The organism is Nocardia sp. NPDC003269 (genome assembly GCF_042888005.1).
Taxonomy (GTDB): domain Bacteria; phylum Actinomycetota; class Actinomycetes; order Mycobacteriales; family Mycobacteriaceae; genus Nocardia.
The window spans coordinates 356,079-370,833 of record NZ_JBIAPA010000004.1 but is presented as its reverse complement, the minus strand read 5'-3'; the positions used below and the strand labels follow the sequence as shown (position 1 = coordinate 370,833).

The 14,755-nt window shown below is 70.7% G+C and carries 17 protein-coding genes and 2 tRNA genes; 9 read left to right on the top strand and 10 right to left on the bottom strand.

Translation table 11 applies throughout. The annotated features are described in order from the left end of the window. Positions 1-33: 33 nt before the first annotated feature. Entirely contained in the window at positions 34-744 is a 711-nt protein-coding gene (locus ACFYWJ_RS29980) for an NAD(P)H oxidoreductase (RefSeq protein ID WP_355277039.1), read from the bottom strand. A 126-nt stretch (positions 745-870) separates the two neighbouring features. Between ACFYWJ_RS29980 and ACFYWJ_RS29975 the strand changes: the two genes are divergently transcribed. Next, entirely contained in the window at positions 871-1,818 is a 948-nt protein-coding gene (locus ACFYWJ_RS29975) for an AraC family transcriptional regulator (protein WP_355277042.1), read from the top strand. Here ACFYWJ_RS29975 and ACFYWJ_RS29970 read toward each other — a convergent pair whose 3' ends face one another. From ACFYWJ_RS29970 to ACFYWJ_RS29960, 3 genes are read right to left on the bottom strand one after another with little or no spacing between them, the layout of a single operon-like run. Continuing rightward, the gene (locus tag ACFYWJ_RS29970; protein WP_355277044.1) at positions 1,819-2,250 is read right to left on the bottom strand and encodes a nitroreductase family deazaflavin-dependent oxidoreductase; all 432 of its coding nucleotides are present in this window, start codon (positions 2,248-2,250) and stop codon (positions 1,819-1,821) included. 45 nt (positions 2,251-2,295) lie between these two features. Next, the gene (locus ACFYWJ_RS29965) at positions 2,296-2,772 is read right to left on the bottom strand and encodes an NUDIX domain-containing protein (RefSeq protein WP_355277046.1); all 477 of its coding nucleotides are present in this window, start codon (positions 2,770-2,772) and stop codon (positions 2,296-2,298) included. Between the two features lie 25 nt (positions 2,773-2,797). Further along, a complete protein-coding gene (locus ACFYWJ_RS29960; protein WP_355277048.1) occupies positions 2,798-3,208 on the bottom strand; it encodes a MarR family winged helix-turn-helix transcriptional regulator in 411 nt (136 codons plus the stop codon). A gap of 72 nt (positions 3,209-3,280) precedes the next feature. On the opposite strand from ACFYWJ_RS29960, the gene ACFYWJ_RS29955 reads away from it, so the two are divergent. Continuing rightward, positions 3,281-3,694, top strand: coding sequence for a winged helix DNA-binding protein (locus tag ACFYWJ_RS29955; protein ID WP_355277050.1), 414 nt, complete (start codon positions 3,281-3,283; stop codon positions 3,692-3,694). A 26-nt stretch (positions 3,695-3,720) separates the two neighbouring features. Here the strand turns inward: ACFYWJ_RS29955 and ACFYWJ_RS29950 are convergent, their stop codons facing one another. The 3 genes from ACFYWJ_RS29950 to ACFYWJ_RS29940 all read right to left on the bottom strand — a co-directional run bounded on the left by ACFYWJ_RS29950 (position 3,721) and on the right by ACFYWJ_RS29940 (position 6,705). Then, positions 3,721-4,986 (bottom strand): sigma-70 family RNA polymerase sigma factor, encoded by a 1,266-nt coding sequence (locus tag ACFYWJ_RS29950; protein ID WP_355277052.1) that lies wholly within the window; start codon positions 4,984-4,986, stop codon positions 3,721-3,723. Next, on the bottom strand, positions 4,983-5,378 hold the full coding sequence (locus ACFYWJ_RS29945) for a YciI family protein (RefSeq protein ID WP_355277055.1): 396 nt from the start codon (positions 5,376-5,378) through the stop codon (positions 4,983-4,985). The genes ACFYWJ_RS29950 and ACFYWJ_RS29945 overlap by 4 nt, the downstream gene beginning before the upstream one ends. A gap of 106 nt (positions 5,379-5,484) precedes the next feature. Further along, a complete protein-coding gene (locus ACFYWJ_RS29940; RefSeq protein WP_355277056.1) occupies positions 5,485-6,705 on the bottom strand; it encodes an FAD-dependent oxidoreductase in 1,221 nt (406 codons plus the stop codon). 144 nt (positions 6,706-6,849) lie between these two features. On the opposite strand from ACFYWJ_RS29940, the gene ACFYWJ_RS29935 reads away from it, so the two are divergent. Then, positions 6,850-7,494, top strand: a complete 645-nt coding sequence (locus tag ACFYWJ_RS29935; RefSeq protein ID WP_355277059.1) for a disulfide bond formation protein DsbA — start codon at positions 6,850-6,852, stop codon at positions 7,492-7,494. Positions 7,495-7,539: 45 nt separating this feature from the next. On the opposite strand, the gene ACFYWJ_RS29930 is transcribed toward ACFYWJ_RS29935, so the two are convergent. Continuing rightward, a complete protein-coding gene (locus ACFYWJ_RS29930) occupies positions 7,540-8,457 on the bottom strand; it encodes a M48 family metallopeptidase (RefSeq protein ID WP_355277195.1) in 918 nt (305 codons plus the stop codon). Positions 8,458-8,805: 348 nt separating this feature from the next. Here ACFYWJ_RS29930 and ACFYWJ_RS29925 point away from each other — a divergent pair, with 348 nt between their 5' ends. Then, complete coding sequence (locus tag ACFYWJ_RS29925; protein ID WP_355277062.1) at positions 8,806-9,279, top strand: ribose-5-phosphate isomerase; 474 nt, start codon at positions 8,806-8,808, stop codon at positions 9,277-9,279. Positions 9,280-9,313: 34 nt separating this feature from the next. Beyond that, entirely contained in the window at positions 9,314-10,117 is an 804-nt protein-coding gene (locus ACFYWJ_RS29920) for a DNA-formamidopyrimidine glycosylase family protein (RefSeq protein ID WP_355277064.1), read from the top strand. On the opposite strand, the gene ACFYWJ_RS29915 is transcribed toward ACFYWJ_RS29920, so the two are convergent. After that, the gene (locus ACFYWJ_RS29915; protein ID WP_355277067.1) at positions 10,068-10,700 is read right to left on the bottom strand and encodes an XRE family transcriptional regulator; all 633 of its coding nucleotides are present in this window, start codon (positions 10,698-10,700) and stop codon (positions 10,068-10,070) included. The two genes, ACFYWJ_RS29920 and ACFYWJ_RS29915, sit on opposite strands and share 50 nt — an antisense overlap. 92 nt (positions 10,701-10,792) lie before the next feature. Between ACFYWJ_RS29915 and ACFYWJ_RS29910 the strand changes: the two genes are divergently transcribed. Continuing rightward, positions 10,793-12,010 (top strand): MFS transporter, encoded by a 1,218-nt coding sequence (locus ACFYWJ_RS29910; RefSeq protein ID WP_355277069.1) that lies wholly within the window; start codon positions 10,793-10,795, stop codon positions 12,008-12,010. A gap of 53 nt (positions 12,011-12,063) precedes the next feature. Here ACFYWJ_RS29910 and ACFYWJ_RS29905 read toward each other — a convergent pair whose 3' ends face one another. Beyond that, positions 12,064-13,020: a GGDEF domain-containing protein gene (locus ACFYWJ_RS29905; RefSeq protein ID WP_355277070.1), complete on the bottom strand. Its 957-nt coding sequence runs from the start codon at positions 13,018-13,020 to the stop codon at positions 12,064-12,066. Between the two features lie 698 nt (positions 13,021-13,718). Here ACFYWJ_RS29905 and ACFYWJ_RS29900 point away from each other — a divergent pair. The 3 genes from ACFYWJ_RS29900 to fabG all read left to right on the top strand — a co-directional run bounded on the left by ACFYWJ_RS29900 (position 13,719) and on the right by fabG (position 14,713). Continuing rightward, positions 13,719-13,789, top strand: a tRNA-Gly gene (locus ACFYWJ_RS29900). A gap of 42 nt (positions 13,790-13,831) precedes the next feature. Continuing rightward, positions 13,832-13,908: transfer RNA gene (locus tag ACFYWJ_RS29895), tRNA-Pro, on the top strand. A 46-nt stretch (positions 13,909-13,954) separates the two neighbouring features. Further along, positions 13,955-14,713, top strand: coding sequence for a 3-oxoacyl-ACP reductase FabG (fabG, locus tag ACFYWJ_RS29890; protein ID WP_355277072.1), 759 nt, complete (start codon positions 13,955-13,957; stop codon positions 14,711-14,713). Positions 14,714-14,755: the final 42 nt, after the last annotated feature.

The window sequence follows — 14,755 nt, the reverse complement described above, 5'->3', positions numbered from 1 at the left end:
TGACCTCGCCGTCACCACCCGGTCGCCGGGGGCTCAGGCGTCGACCAGCTGGGCGGCCAGGAACTCGTCGACGAAGCCGGCGGCCGTCGCGTCGAACGCGGCGTAGTGCGCGGTGCGCGCGTCGCCGCTGATCGCCTCGCCGATCAGCAGATTGCCCTCGGCGTCGAGCGACTGCGGCTGCTCCTCGGCATCGGGCAGCAGGCGCACCCGCGAGTCGGCGAAGCCGCTGTAGTAGGCCAGACCGTCGCTGAGCAGGCCCTCGAGCACCGCCTGCATGCCGGGGACGATCGCGTCGTCGGCGGTGGCACCGGCCAGACCGACCCACAGCACGCGCTTGCCGGCGAGCCGGGGCTTGCTGCGGCCGTAGGCGAAGCCGTAGTTCCAGACCCGATCGATCCAGCCCTTGAGGATCGCGGGCGGGCTCTGCCAGTAGACCGGGAACACCACCACGACCACGTCGGCGGCGAGCAGCCGCCGCATGTGGGCCTCGGTCTCGGCGGAGTACTCCTTGTCCCGATGACCCCAATCGGGCTGATCGGCGACGGTCATCCGCGGGTCGAAACCCTCGGCGTGCAGGTCGAGCAGGTCGACCTCGTAGCCGCCGGCGACGAGCCGGGCGACGGACAGGTCGGCGATGTGCGCGGTCAGCGAGTCGCGGCGATGGTGGGAGAGCACGACAAGCGCACGGCGAGTGCCGGATTCGGTCGGCTGCGGGTCGGTGGCGGTGGCGGGGGACTGCGACACGGTGGACTCCCTGTTTCGATCGTGGCGGTGGGGCGTGCGCCCCGTGCCTTCGAGTACACCGTGAATCGCATGGACGATCTATGGGTGATCATCTCGGGTTGATAGGAGTTCGTCTACGCTGGTGTCATGGATCCGTTGAGTTCACTGCTGAGTGGCATCCGTGCCGACGGCTCGGTCCTCGCCCACGCCGTCCTGCGCGCGCCGTGGACGATCCACTTCGCCGACCGTGCCCCGCTGATCATGGTGTGCGTCCTGCGCGGCGGCGGCACCCTGGTGCTCGCCGACGGTTCGCGCACCCGGCTCGTCGCGGGCGACACCGCGGTGATCCAGGCCGGAGAACCGTTCCGGCTCACCGACATCGACACCGCGGCCGATCGCCCGCCGGTCGAGTACGAACTGTCGTGCTTCGTGCCGAACGGCTTCGGCCCGGCCGATCTGAGCTGTGCCACACCGGAGTTGATCGAGGCGGTCACCGAAACCGGTGCGCCGGAGGAGACCTCGATGATCGTCGGGGCCTATCGCGCCTCGGGCAGGCGGCACGAACGGCTGCTGCGCGCGTTGCCGCCGGTGATGGTGGTCGCCGCCGACAGCGATGTGTGCACCTGGCTGGAGGAGTCGGCCGCCGAGGCGGTCCGGCACAGCGCGGGGTCGCAGGCCATGATGGACCGCCTGCTGGACTGGGCGCTGGTCTGTAACCTGCGCACCTGGCTCGCCGAGCAGCAGCACTGCGCGCCCGCCTGGTATCGCGGCATGGCCGACCCGGTGGTCGGCCCGGCCCTGGAGGCCATCCACGCCAGGCCGTTCCACCGCTGGACGGTGGCGAGCCTGGCCGCCGAGGCCGCCGTGTCCAGGGCGCTGTTCGCGAAGCGGTTCACCGAGGTGATCGGCGAACCGCCGCTGACCTACCTGACCGAATGGCGGATGGCCGAGGCCGAGGAACTGCTCGCCGATCCCGCGCGCAGCGTCGCCCAGGTCGCGACCAGCGTCGGCTACTCCGACGCCTTCGGTTTCAGCGCCGCGTTCAAGCGCTCGCGCGGCAGCAGCCCGACGGAGTTCCGGGCCGCGCTCGTCTGATCAGGCGCGCGGGGTCAGTAGGACCAGCGGGATCTCCCGGTCGGTCTTGGTCTGGTAGTCGCCGTAACCCTTGTAGCCCGCCACGACCCGGGGCCACAGCTTCGCCCGCTCCTCGGGCGTGGCGATGTGGGCCGTCATCGGGCGGGTCGGGCCGGTCTGCAGCGACACCTCGACGTCCGGGTTGTCGCGCAGGTTGAGATACCAGGCCGGATGGGTCGGATCGCCGCCGCGCGAGGCGACGACGACGATGGTGTCACCGTCGATGACCGGCGCGGTCAGCATCACCTTGCGCGGGGTGCCGGATTTGCGGCCGATCGTGGTGAGTTCGAGGGACGGCATCCCGAAGATGCTCTTGCCGATGCGGCCGCCGGTGAGCGTGAGCAGGGCGCGGTGACCGGCGTTCATGATCTTCAGCTGCAAGTCGCTGGGCATGTCCGCAATCTACTCCGCTTCCGTGAACGGGCGGGGTGCCCGCGATCAGCCGAGCAGCTCGGTGAGGCGGGCGAGGAAGGGCCGCTGGCCTTTTCCGAGTTTGTCCAGCGCGGTGGCCGGATCGAACCAGTCCGCCCGGTCGATCTCGGGGAACTCGCGCAGCCGGCCGGAGCGGGGCGGCCACTCCATCTCGAAGGTCCCCGGGACCACCTCGGCCGGGTCCAGATCGCCCTCGACCGCCCACACGGTGACGGTCTTGCGCCGGTTGCCGCTGCCGTAGGTCACGTCGCCGAGTCCGGTCCACTCGCCCTCGGGTACCGGCAGGCCGAGTTCTTCGGTGAACTCCCTGGCCGCGGCCGCGCGCGCCGATTCCTCCTCGGGCACGTACTCGCCCTTGGGAATCGACCACGCCGAGGCGTCCTTCTTCGCCCACAGCGGGCCACCCAGGTGCCCGAGCAAGACCTCGATCCCGTCCTCGCCGCGGCGGTAGACCAGGACGCCCGCGCTGAATACATCCGTCACGACGGAGAGTCTGCCAGGAACGCGGTCAGTCGAGGCCGTCGACGAAGCGGCCGAGCAGGCGGGCGAACTCGGCGCGGTCGGCGTCCGGCCATCCGGTCATCGCGCGGTCGAAGGCGCCGCGGCGGCGCTCGTGCGCGCGCTCGAGCAGGTCCCGGCCGGGCTCGGTGAGCACCAGCAGCGAGCGCCGGCCGTCGGATTGGTCGGCGACGCGGCGCAGGTAGCCCGCCGTCACGGCGGCGGCGACGAGCTTGCTGGCCCGGGGCTGGTCGACCGCCAGCGCGGCGGCCACCGTGGACACGGTCGGCTCGGTGGCGTCCTCGACGACATCGAGCACGTCGAAGGCCTGTCCGCTCGGCGCGTCCGCCGCCAGGGTGCGCCGGGTCTGGCGCCGCCGGATGGCGATCATCGCCCGTTCGATCCGCTCGACCTCGTTCACGGGCTCATGCTACCGTCGAACATGTACATGCAATAGAACATGTAGTTGCTGATAGGCATGAAAGGGTGTGCGATGACCGAGCGCAGGTTGATCGGCTACCAGGTCAAGCGCCTGGACCAGCTCATCGAGGCGAGCTTCGATCGGGCGGTCGAGAGCGTGGGGATGTCGCGGCGCGAATGGCAGACGCTGAACACGATCGCCCGGGAACCCGGCGCCGATCTGGTCGACGCGCTGCGCCCGTTCTGGGACTCCGACGGCGAGTCGATCGCGGACGTCACCGCTGCCTTGGCCACGCGTGGGTGGATCACCCGCGAGGCGGACGGCCGGTGGACCGTCACCGACGCGGGCGGGGCGGCGCACGAGTTCTCCGCGCGATCGGTGGGGGCGATCCGTCGACAGCTGGCCGAGGGTGTCACCGACGACGAATTCACCGCGCTCACAGGCACTCTCGCGCGCATGATCGCGAATCTGGAGCGGGCGGGCTGAGGTCCGCTCCTTGATCGTGGCGGCGCTCAAGGGACGGGTGTGGCCGGACCCGGGTCGACGGCATCGGCGACGCCGGGACGGTCCACCGCGGCCGAACGCACGCGGGCGGCGCGCAACAGCAGGTAGTCGCGCTCCGGCACGCTCGCCGTCTGTGTGGCGGCCAGCTGGTACTGCGCGACGGCGGCCGCGTCGTCACCCGCCATCTCGTGCAGGTGCCCGCGCACCGCGGCCAGGCGGTGGGAGCGGGCCAGCGGCTCGGCCACCGTGTCGGCGACGGCGAGTCCGGCGGCCGGGCCGTGCACCATGGCGGTCGCCACGGCCCGGTTCAAGGTGACCATCGGATTCGGGTTCGACCGCTCGATCATGGTGTAGAGCACCAGGATCCGGGCCCAGTCGGTGTCCGCCACGTGCGCGGCCTGGGCGTGCAGGCCCGCGATCGCGGCCTGGAGCTGGTAGCTCCCGGTCAGGCCGGCGGGCATGGTCGCGGTGAGCAGGCGCAGGCCCTCGGTGATCTGGGCGCGATCCCAGCGGGTGCGGTCCTGTTCGTGCAGCGGGACCAGCTCGCCGTGCAGACCCGAGCGGGTGGCCCGGCGGGCATCGGTGAGCAACATCAGCGCGAGCAGGCCGGTGACCTCGGTGTTGTCGGGCAGCAGGGCGCGCAGCGCGCGGGTCAGCCGGATCGCCTCGGCGGACAGGTCGGCGCGGCGCAGCCCCGACCCGGCACTGCTGGTGTGGCCCTCGGTGAAGATCACGTACAGCACCTGGAGCACCGCGCTCAGCCGCGCGCCGTCCTGCGCGCCGTCGGCGAACGGGCGCTCCGACTCGGCCAGCCGCTTCTTCGCGCGGGAGATACGTTGCGCCATGGTCGCTTCGGGGACCAGGAAGGCGGCGGCGATCTCGGCGGTGCTCAGGCCGCCGACCGCGCGCAGCGTCAACGCGATCGCGCCCGCGGGCGGCAGGTCGGGGTGGCAGCACAGGAAGTACATGTCGAGGGTGTCGTCCCGGGTGCTCGCCTCGGCGGGCACCTCGCGCACGAACACCGTGGTCTCCCTGCGCCGCCGGGCGACCTCGGCGCGCACCGCGTCGGCCATCCGGCGCTGGGCGACCTGGATCAGCCAGCCGCGCGGATGCTCCGGCAGGCCCTCGCTCCGCCACTGGGTCGCGGCGGCCAGCAGCGCGTCCTGCACGGCGTCCTCGGCCAGGTCGAAATCGCCGAACCGGCGGACCAGGACACCGAGGACCTGCGGGGCGAGCTCGCGCAGCAGGTCCTCGATGCGTGGGGCGGTACTCACTCCGCGGGGGCGCTCATGACCTGGCGCACCTCGATGTACTCGCCGATCGGCGTGCCGCCGGGGCCGGGCGCGGCCGAGGCCTGCGCGGCGATCTCGATGGCACGCTCGCGCGAGTCGACGTCGACGATCCAGTAGCCGGCCAGGAACTCCTTGGTCTCCGGGAACGGGCCGTCGGTGACCACCGGCGCCGAGCGGCCGTCGGAGAGCACGATCAGCGCCTGATCCGGGCCGGCCAGGCCCTGGGCGTCGACCAGTTCGCCCGCGGCGGCGAGCTGTTCGCCCAGTACCCGCTGGAAATCGATGTGGGCGGCGATGTCCTCGGGCGCCCACTCGGGAATCGGGGTGTTGCAGTAGGCGGCCTCGGCGTAGGTCTTGACCAGCATGAACTTCATCGCATCGCTCCTGGTGTCGGGGGCGCCCCGCGGGCGCGCTCGAGACATGGTCGGAGCGGGCGCGCGCCGTTCGACACATCCGCCCCGCCAGTCGGTGTGAACTGGGTCACAGCTGAATGTCGGGGTCGGCCAGCCGTTCCGGATCGACCGGGGCACCCGAGAGGATCAGCTGCTTGATCCGCTCGGTCACGTCCCAGACATTGACGTTCATCCCCGCCACGACCCGGTTGTCCGGGTCCAGCCAGAACGCCACGAACTCGCGTTCGTCCTGATCCCCGCGCACCACCACGCGCACGTCGTCGTCGCGGCCGACATAGCCGGTGTACTCCATGCCGACGTCGTACTGATCGCTGAAGAAGTACGGGAGGCGGTCGTAGGAGGCGGGTTTGCCCAGCATGGTCAGCGCCGCCACGGCGGGCTGGTTCAGCGCGGTGGCCCAGTGCTCGACCCGCACCGGCCGGTTCAGCACCGGATGCTGCTGCTCGGCGATGTCGCCGACCGCGACCACGTCCGGATCGCTGGTGCGCAGGGCCGCGTCGACCACCACGCCGCCGTTCGTCGTGAGCCCGGCGGCCAGGGCGCCTTCGATATTGGGCGCCGCGCCCACCGCGACCAGCACCGCCTGCGCGGGCACCACCGTGCCGTCGCCGAGCTGCACGCCGGTCGCGATGCCGTCCTCGGTCAGGATCATCTCGACATTCGTGCCGGTCCGCAGGTCGACCCCGTGCGAGCGATGCAGCTCGGCGTAGAACGCGCCCATCTCCGGACCGAGCGCGCCGAGCAGCGGCAGCTCGGCCGCCTCGAGCACGGTGACGTCGACCTGCCTGGCCCGCGCCTGCGCGGCGACCTCGAGCCCGATCCAGCCCGCGCCGATGATCACCAGCTTGCGGTGCGAGCGCAGGATCTCGGCGATCACATCCGAATCCCCGATCGTGCGCAGCGTGTACACGTTCGGCGCGGCGGCCCCCGGAATCGGCAGGGTGCGCGGGCGCGAACCGGTGGCCAGGGCCAGTTTGTCGTAGCTCAGGGTGGAACCGTCGGGCAGCGTGACGGTGTGCGCGGCCGGATCGAAGGCCGTCGCGGTGGTGCCCAGCCGCAGGTCGATGTGGTGATCGCGGTACCAGGACCCCTGGTCGACGGTGAAATCGGGCAGCTGCTGGGTGCCGGCCAGATGCTGTTTGGACAGCGGCGGCCGCTCGTAGGGCAGCTCCTCCTCGGCGGCCAGCACCGTCACCCGGCCGTCGAAGTCGTTGGCGCGCAGAGCCTCGGCCAGCTTGGCTGCACCGAGTCCGCCGCCGATGACGACGAAATGCTGATTCGAGCTCATGAACGGACTCCTTCTCGCGGACGACCGGACTCCCTCGCCTCGAGCCTAGTGCGCGAGCTGCCGCACGGGAACGATTCCGGTCGTCGCGGGGTTGCACCATCCGGTGGGCGTATCGCCCCGCCGTGCTGACCCGAGAGGAAAATCGTGAGCGATCAGGCCACGAAGGACGTCGTCGATTTCTGGTTCGATCCGCTGTGCCCCTGGTGCTGGATCACGTCCCGCTGGATCCTCGAAGTGGAGCAGGTGCGCGACATCGAGGCGCGCTTCCATGTGATGAGTCTGTCGGTGCTCAACGAGGGCAAGGACGATCTGCCCGAGGTCTATGTCGACCTGATGGCGGCGGGCTGGGGCCCGGTCCGGGTCGCCATCGCCGCCGCCGAGAAGTCCGGTGACGAGATCCTGCTGCCGCTCTACACCGCGCTGGGCACCCGCATCCACGAGCGCAGGGACGAGTACCAGCGCGACACCGTCGCCGAGACGCTGTCCGCGGTCGTCGCCGACGCGCTGGCCGAACTGGAGCTGCCCGCCGAGCTGGCCGACGCCGCGACCAGCACCGAGTTCGACGAGGCGCTGCGCACCAGCCACCACGCGGGCATGGACAAGGTCGGCCCCGATGTGGGCACGCCGACCATCCACGTCAACGGCGTCGCGTTCTTCGGTCCCGTGCTCTCGCGCATCCCGCGCGGCGAGGACGCGGGCCGGGTGTGGGACGGCGTGGTCGCGCTGGCCTCGTACCCGCACTTCTTCGAGCTCAAGCGCACGCGCACCGAGGACCCGGTCTTCGACTGAGTGCCGGACGGGGTGCCGGACCCACCGTCCGGCACCCCGACCTGATCACACCGGTTTCGGCGGCAGCGCGCGCGGCGCGGTGATCGGCGGATAGCCGCCCGGCGGTGGGATGGCCCCGGGGTGGGGTGCGCTCGGGCGCAGGAACATCGGGCCGTGCTTGCTGCGGTCGCGCAGCGCCCACATCCGCCAGGTGAGGACCGGATGGCTGGACATGGCGTTGACCAGCCAGACGAATCCGCCCTTCTCGATCGCGGCCCGGTCGGCCATCTCGTCGAAACCGACCTGGGCGTTGAGGTACTTGCCCGCGGCCAGCGTCCCCATCGCGCCGGGCGCGCCCTGGTACCGATTGCAGAAGCCGTGATTGTCCGCGGTGTACTCCTGCGCGCGGATCAGCGAGGACCCCAGGATCGGCAGCCACGGCGCGACGAACATGCCGAGCTGGCGCCAGTACGACACGTGCCCCGCGGCGATATGCCCCACCTCGTGGCCGATGATGAACGCCAGCGCGTCGGGATCGCGGGCGGTGCCGCCGATTTCGAACAGGTCGCTGTAGACCACCACGAACCGGCGGAACCCGTGCCCGGACGCGAACGCGTTGATCTGGCCGTTGCCCAGCACGACGTAGGCGTCGGGCACCTTGCTCATCCCGAAGCGCGCCGCCGCCTCCTGCACCATCCGGTAGCCCTCGGGGAACTGTGTCGGTGACATCTTCACGCCGTTGATCCGCTGGGTCGCGTAGTTGAGGCCACGGCCGAGCCACAGCAGCACCGGCGCGAACACCAGCAGCAGCACATACGGACTGGTCAGGATCGACCCGGTGTCGACCGGCTGGCCCTTGTCGTCGAGCACCGGCTCGGCGAACAGCTCGACCAGCAGGATCAGCGCGACCAGCAGATACGCCACCGTCGTGAACATGATCACGACCACCAGCAGCGGGATCTCCCACGAATGCCGGGCCGGCATTCCGAACGGCGACAGCCCGCGCGGCTGCTGCTGCGGGGGGATCGGCGGCCCGCCGGGCGGGTAGTAACCGGCCTGTGGCACCGGCGGATACGGGCTGGGGTACTGCGGTGCGGGCGCGTACGGCTGGGCCGGGAATCCACCGGTCGGCGGGGCCTGCTGGGCCCAGGGCGACGCGGCGGGCCCGGGGTACTGCGGTGGAACGGGGGCGTCGCCGGTGCCCTTGTCCAGCGACGGTACCGACTCGGCGGGTGGGCCGGAATGCCCCGGCGGGGGACCTGCCGAAGGCGGCTGATGCGGTTCGTGCGGGTGCATGAAACGACTCTAAGCGGGCCTGACACAATCGCAGCCATGCGCGTTTACCTGGGTGCCGACCATGCCGGTTTCGAACTGAAGAATCACGTCAAGGCCCATCTGCAGGAGGCCGGACACGACGTCGTCGACTGTGGTGCTCTCGAGTACGACGCCCTCGACGACTACCCCGCGTTCTGCATCGAGGCGGCCCGCCGCACCGTCGCCGACCCGGGCTCGCTCGGCCTGGTCTTCGGTGGCAGCGGCAACGGCGAGCAGATCGCCGCCAACAAGGTCCCCGGCGCGCGCTGCGCCCTGGCCTGGAGCGTCGAAACCGCCAAGCTGGCCCGCGAACACAACAACGCCCAGCTGATCGGCATCGGCGGCCGCATGCACACCACCGAGGAGGCGCTCGCCATCGTCGACGCGTTCCTCGCCCAGGCGTGGTCGGAAGAGCCGCGCCACCAGCGCCGTATCGACATCCTCGCCGACTACGAGAAGTCCGGCGAGGCCCCCGCGGTCCCCGCGTACTGACAGTTCCGCACTCAGCTCGAGGAAGGTGTGTTTCTTGCCTGAGGGGCACACCCTTCATCGCATCGCCCGCCTGCATCACGAGCGGTTCGCCGGTGGAGCCGTGCGGGTTTCGAGTCCGCAGGGGCGGTTCGCCGAGGGCGCGGCGATGGTGGACGGGCGGGTGCTGGAGTCGGCCGAGGCCGTCGGGAAGCATCTGCTGCACCACTACGCGTCCGGGCTGACGGTGCACGTGCATCTGGGCCTGTACGGCACCTTCAGCGAGGGCGAGCTGCCGTTGGCGGCGCCGGTCGGCCAGGTGCGGATGCGGATGCTCGGCGCCGCGACGGATTTCGGCAGCGATCTGCGCGGGCCGACCGCCTGCGAGGTGCTGCTGCCGCCGGAGGTCGACGCGCTCCTCGCCCGCCTCGGCGCCGACCCGCTGCGCCCCGACGCCGATCACGAGCGGGCGGGCGCGCGCATCCGGCGCTCCCGCCGGGCGATCGGCGCGCTGCTGATGGATCAGGCGCTGATCGCCGGCGTCGGCAATGTCTACCGCGCGGAAGTGCTGTTCCGGCACGGCATCTCGCCGTTCCGGCCGGGCACCTCGGTCAGCGCCGAGGAGTGGGACGCCCTGTGGGCCGACCTCGTCGAACTGATGCCGGTCGGCGTGGCCACCGGCCGGATGCACGTCGTCCGGCCCGAACACGACACCGGCGCACCGTCCTACGCCAAGGACCGGCCGCGCACCTACGTCTACCGCCGCCAGGGCGAACCCTGCCGGGTGTGCGCGACCCCGATCGCGCACGGCGTCATGGAGGGGCGAAACCTCTTCTGGTGCCCGACCTGTCAGCCGCGCTGAGGCCGCCGGGCGAACTCGCCCTGACGTGGATGCGCTCACCGTGCGCGCCGAAGAGGCTGAGGAGCTCGACATCGCCCCGGCGCGCCGCGCCGAACCAGTGCGGGATCCGGCAGTCGAATTCGGCCGCCTCACCGGCGCCCATGACGAAATCGTGGTCACCGAGCCGGACCCGCAGCCGCCCGCGCAGCACGTACAGCCACTCGTGGCCGTCGTGGGCGCGCGGGAACGGGTCCTCGTCGCGGGCGGGAATGATCATCTTGTAGGCGCGAGGCTCCCCGGGGTGACGGGACAGCGGGATCAGCAGCCGGCCGCCGTCGCCGGTGGACTCCGGCGGCACCCGGGGATCGACGACGCGTGGCGCCGCGACGATCTCGTCCAGCCCGATGCCCAGCGCCGCCGTAATCGGCAGCAGCAGTTCGAGACCGGGCTTGCGCTGCCCCGATTCCAGCCGCGACAGCGTGCTCGTCGAGACGCCGGTGGCCCGCGCGACCGCGGCCAGGCTGACGTTCCGCTTCTCCCGCGCCCGGCGCAACCGCGGCCCGATCTGCTCGATCACCGCGCCGACGGTCGGTTGGTCCTCCATGTGCCCAGTGGAATCGATCCGTCCCGGAAACGGCAAGGTTCTTTGCCGATACCGCAAAGGCGTCGGGATGCTCGTCGCGGAGGTGATCCGAGATGGATTCGACAAGGGAAATGGACACGACCGCCCCGGCGTCGCGTATCGGCGACCGGCTGCCCGCCGGGGTATATCTGCTGGGGTTCAGTCTGTTCGCGATGGGCAGCGCGGAGTTCCTGCTCGCGGGAGTGCTGCCCGATGTGGCGCTCGATCTGGGGGTGCCGCTCTCGTCCGCGGGCATGCTCATCACCGCGTTCGCGCTCGGTGTGGTCGTCGGCGGGCCGCCGTGCGCGGTGCTCGGCCTGCGCCTGCCGCGGCGCTCGGCGCTGCTGGTGACCCAGGCGGTCTTCGCGGCGAGTATCGCGATCGGGCTGGTCGGCGACTATCGGGTGCTGCTGATCTCGCGGGTTGTCGCCGGTGTCGCCTACGCGGGGTTCTTCGCCGTCGCGTCGGTCACGGCGGTTCGCCTGGTGACCCCGGATCGGGTCGGGCGGGCATCCGCGGTGGTGGTGAGCGGGCTCAGCGTGGCGATGGTGATCGGTGGTCCGATGGGGACGCTGCTGAGTCATTTCCTCGGCTGGCGTGGGGGATTCGTCGCGGTCGTGCTGCTGACGCTCGCGGGACTTGTCGGCTGCCTGCTCGGAGTCCCCACCACCGCAGCGGAATCCGAGGCGAGGCCGCAGGTGCGCCGCGAGCTCGCGGTGATGCGCGAACCCGCGCTGTGGGGCATCTACGCGATCACCATCCTGAGCACGGCCGCTTACATGATCACGTTCAACTACCTGGCAGCGCTGCTCGGCGAGGTCACCGGTGTTGCGGCCGTGTGGATTCCGGCCGTCCTCGCGCTGTTCGGCGTGGGTGCCTTCGTCGGCCTGTCGATCGGTGGCCGGATCGCCGACCGGCGGCCGCACGCCGCGTTGACGGCCGGGACGATCGCCATCGGTCTGCTGTCGGTGCTGCTCGCGACGGCGATGGCGTGGGTAGGGGTGGTAGTGCCCGCGGTCTTCGCGCTCGGGGTCGCGGCGTTCGTCCTCAATCCCGCGCTCTACGGCCGGGTCTTCACCATCGCGGCCGCGGCGCCGACGCTCGCGGGTGCCACCACGGTGTCGGCCTTCCAGCTGGGGATCAGCGGCACTCCGGTGCTCGCGGCCGTCACCCTCACCCACGGCGGCGGGCTCACCTCGGTCGGCCTGATCGGCGCGGTGCTCGCGGTCGCGGCGCTGCCGCTGATCCGGCTCGACGCGAGACGCCGAGCCGGATCCGAGCACACTGCCTGACTACATCGAAAGGGGTTGAGCCGGAACGCGAAGTGCAGGCTTCGCGATCCGACTCAGCCCGCGACCGCGGTTCCCAGTTCCGGGTCGCCCGATTCGGCGAGCGCGAAACGCCGCCCGCCCGCGGATTTCGCCGAATACATCGCGCGGTCGGCGCGACGCAGCAGATCGGTGAAATCGCACGTCTTTCCCGGCGCGCAGAACGCCGTGCCCACGCTCGCCGAGACCGGTACCGGCCCCGCGCTCGACCACACCGGGTCGCGCAGCGCCGCCACCACGTGGTGCGCCAGCTCGCCGAGGGTGTCGCGCCGCGGGTTGGCGGCGACGACGAACTCGTCACCGCCGTACCGGCAGATCACCGTCTCGGGCGGGCACACCTCGCGCAGCCGGTTGGCCAGTTCGACCAAGACCTCGTCGCCGATCGCGTGCCCGTAGCCGTCGTTGATCTGCTTGAACCGGTCCAGGTCGACCACCAGTACACCGACGCCGCGGGTCGGGTCGGCCGCGAAGGCCCGTACCCGTTCCTGCAGCAACGTGCGGTTGGCCAGATCGGTCAGCGCGTCGTGGGTTGCTTCGTGGCGCAAGCGGTGCTGCAGCGCGGCGATCTCCTGTACGCGCAGCGACACTTTCGCCGAGATGTTCTGTTCCTGTTGCGCGAGCGCCCGTTCCTGCAACGCCTGCGCGTAACTGTCGATGGCCTGACTGGCGACCAGCGGCCAGCGGGTGGCCACCAGCGAGCCGGGCACGCCGGAGGGGAAGCCGAGCAGCCAGCGGGTGGCGTGCGCCAGCATCCTGGTTCGTTCGAAGGGCGCCTCGGCCAGCCGGGCGCCGAGCATCCGCGCCTGTGGCACCGGGAACGGTTCGGTCCGCGCCAGATGCAGCAGCCGCTCGACGATCTCGACGAGCACCGGCTCCAGCTGGTGCGGCGCCGTGGACGATCCCGGTTCGGCGCACACCGCGCGGGCCCAGGCGCGGGCCATCGCGGCGACCGGTGGCTCGATGTGGACAGTCATCGACATCACCGGCGGTCGGTGGCGACAAGCTCGCCACCTCGATCGTTCGCACTGCTACGCGGTTGAGTCCACCGAGTTCGGCACACGCTCACCGCCCCCTTTCCAGATACCCCCGTCCGGCAAAAAGGATCCTAGCAAGCCACCCGAGACCGAAAAGCCGCGTTGTAGAACGCGTTGCAGTCTCTCGCGAATGGCGATCGGCTATGACATCGCTACAGGTGTCCCGGCGTTACACACTTCCCGAAAAAACTTTGGGAAGACCGAAACATGCAGCGTAGAGCCCATCTCGAGGGGGTGGGCGTTGCATTGCCATGCGGTTCCTCCTGGCCCAGGGGCGAGTCGTGACGAGGTGGCCGAGTGACCACGACTCCCCCCGACAAGGAGCCCGTCACGCGCCATTTCATGGTGGCCTACTCGCCGCCCACATGCCAGGTTTTTAAGGAAAATTCTCCTATTTATTCCCCCGGTGGAGCAGGCGCCGGTCCCCATTGGCGCGCATCAACCATCGTGGCCGGGCGGGGGTTCGCGTGGATAGGGTCATTAGGCCCTAATCGGGCACCGGCGCCGGCGGGGGTCGTCACCGCGGGGCGGGGGCGCGCCGCCGTGCTCGCCGGGGGCGGATTGGCATTTAGCGCGCGGGATTCGGTACAGTCGTGGCGCACACGACATCGTGGCGATCCCATCGATGTCGTATGCCTGCGGGTGTAGTTCAATGGTAGAACCTCAGCCTTCCAAGCTGATGGTGCGGGTTCGATTCCCGTCACCCGCTCAAACAATGAATTCCCTCGACGGCGTCGCAGCCCCGAGGCCTCGGGGTGTAGCGCAGCTTGGTAGCGCATCCGCTTTGGGAGCGGAGGGTCGCAGGTTCAAATCCTGTCACCCCGACCATCACCATTCGCCCAGCTCACGGTTGTGTCAGCGCGGAGGAGTGCACATGTCCACGGAACGCAGGGTCGCGATCGTCACCGGTGCCGCGCGTGGCATCGGCGCCGCGGTCGCCGGAAAGCTCGCCGCCGACGGATTCGCCGTCGCCGTGCTCGATCTCGACGCCGCCGCCTGCGCGAACACCGTCGCCGCCATCGAGGCCGCCGGGGGCAGCGCTCTCGCCGTCGGCGCCGATGTGGCCGACGAGGCCGCGGTCGCCGCCGCGGTCGAGCGGATCGCCACCGAGCTCGGCGCGCCGACCGTGCTGATCAACAACGCGGGCGTGCTGCGCGACAACCTGCTGTTCAAGATGTCGGTGGACGACTGGGACACCGTCCTGAACGTGCACCTGCGCGGCGCCTTCCTGATGACCAGGGCGGTGCAGAAGTACATGGTGGACGCGAAGTTCGGCCGCATCGTGAACCTGTCGAGCACCTCGGCGCTCGGCAACCGCGGCCAGGCCAACTACTCCGCGGCCAAGGCGGGCATGCAGGGCTTCACCAAGACCCTGGCCTTCGAGCTGGGCAAGTTCGGCGTCACCGCGAACGCGATCGCGCCCGGCTTCATCGAAACCGACATGACCGCCGCGACCGCCGCGCGGGTCGGCGTCGACTTCGAGGCGTTCAAGCAGGCCGCCGCCGCGCAGATCCCGGTCAACCGGGTCGGCACGCCCGCCGACATCGCCAACGCGGCATCGTACTTCGTGAGCGAGGGCGCGGGCTTCGTGTCCGGTCAGGTCCTCTACGTCGCCGGTGGCCCCACCAACTGACGCGAAGCCGGTGGGCGCGAAGAATTTTCGCGATTCGTACCC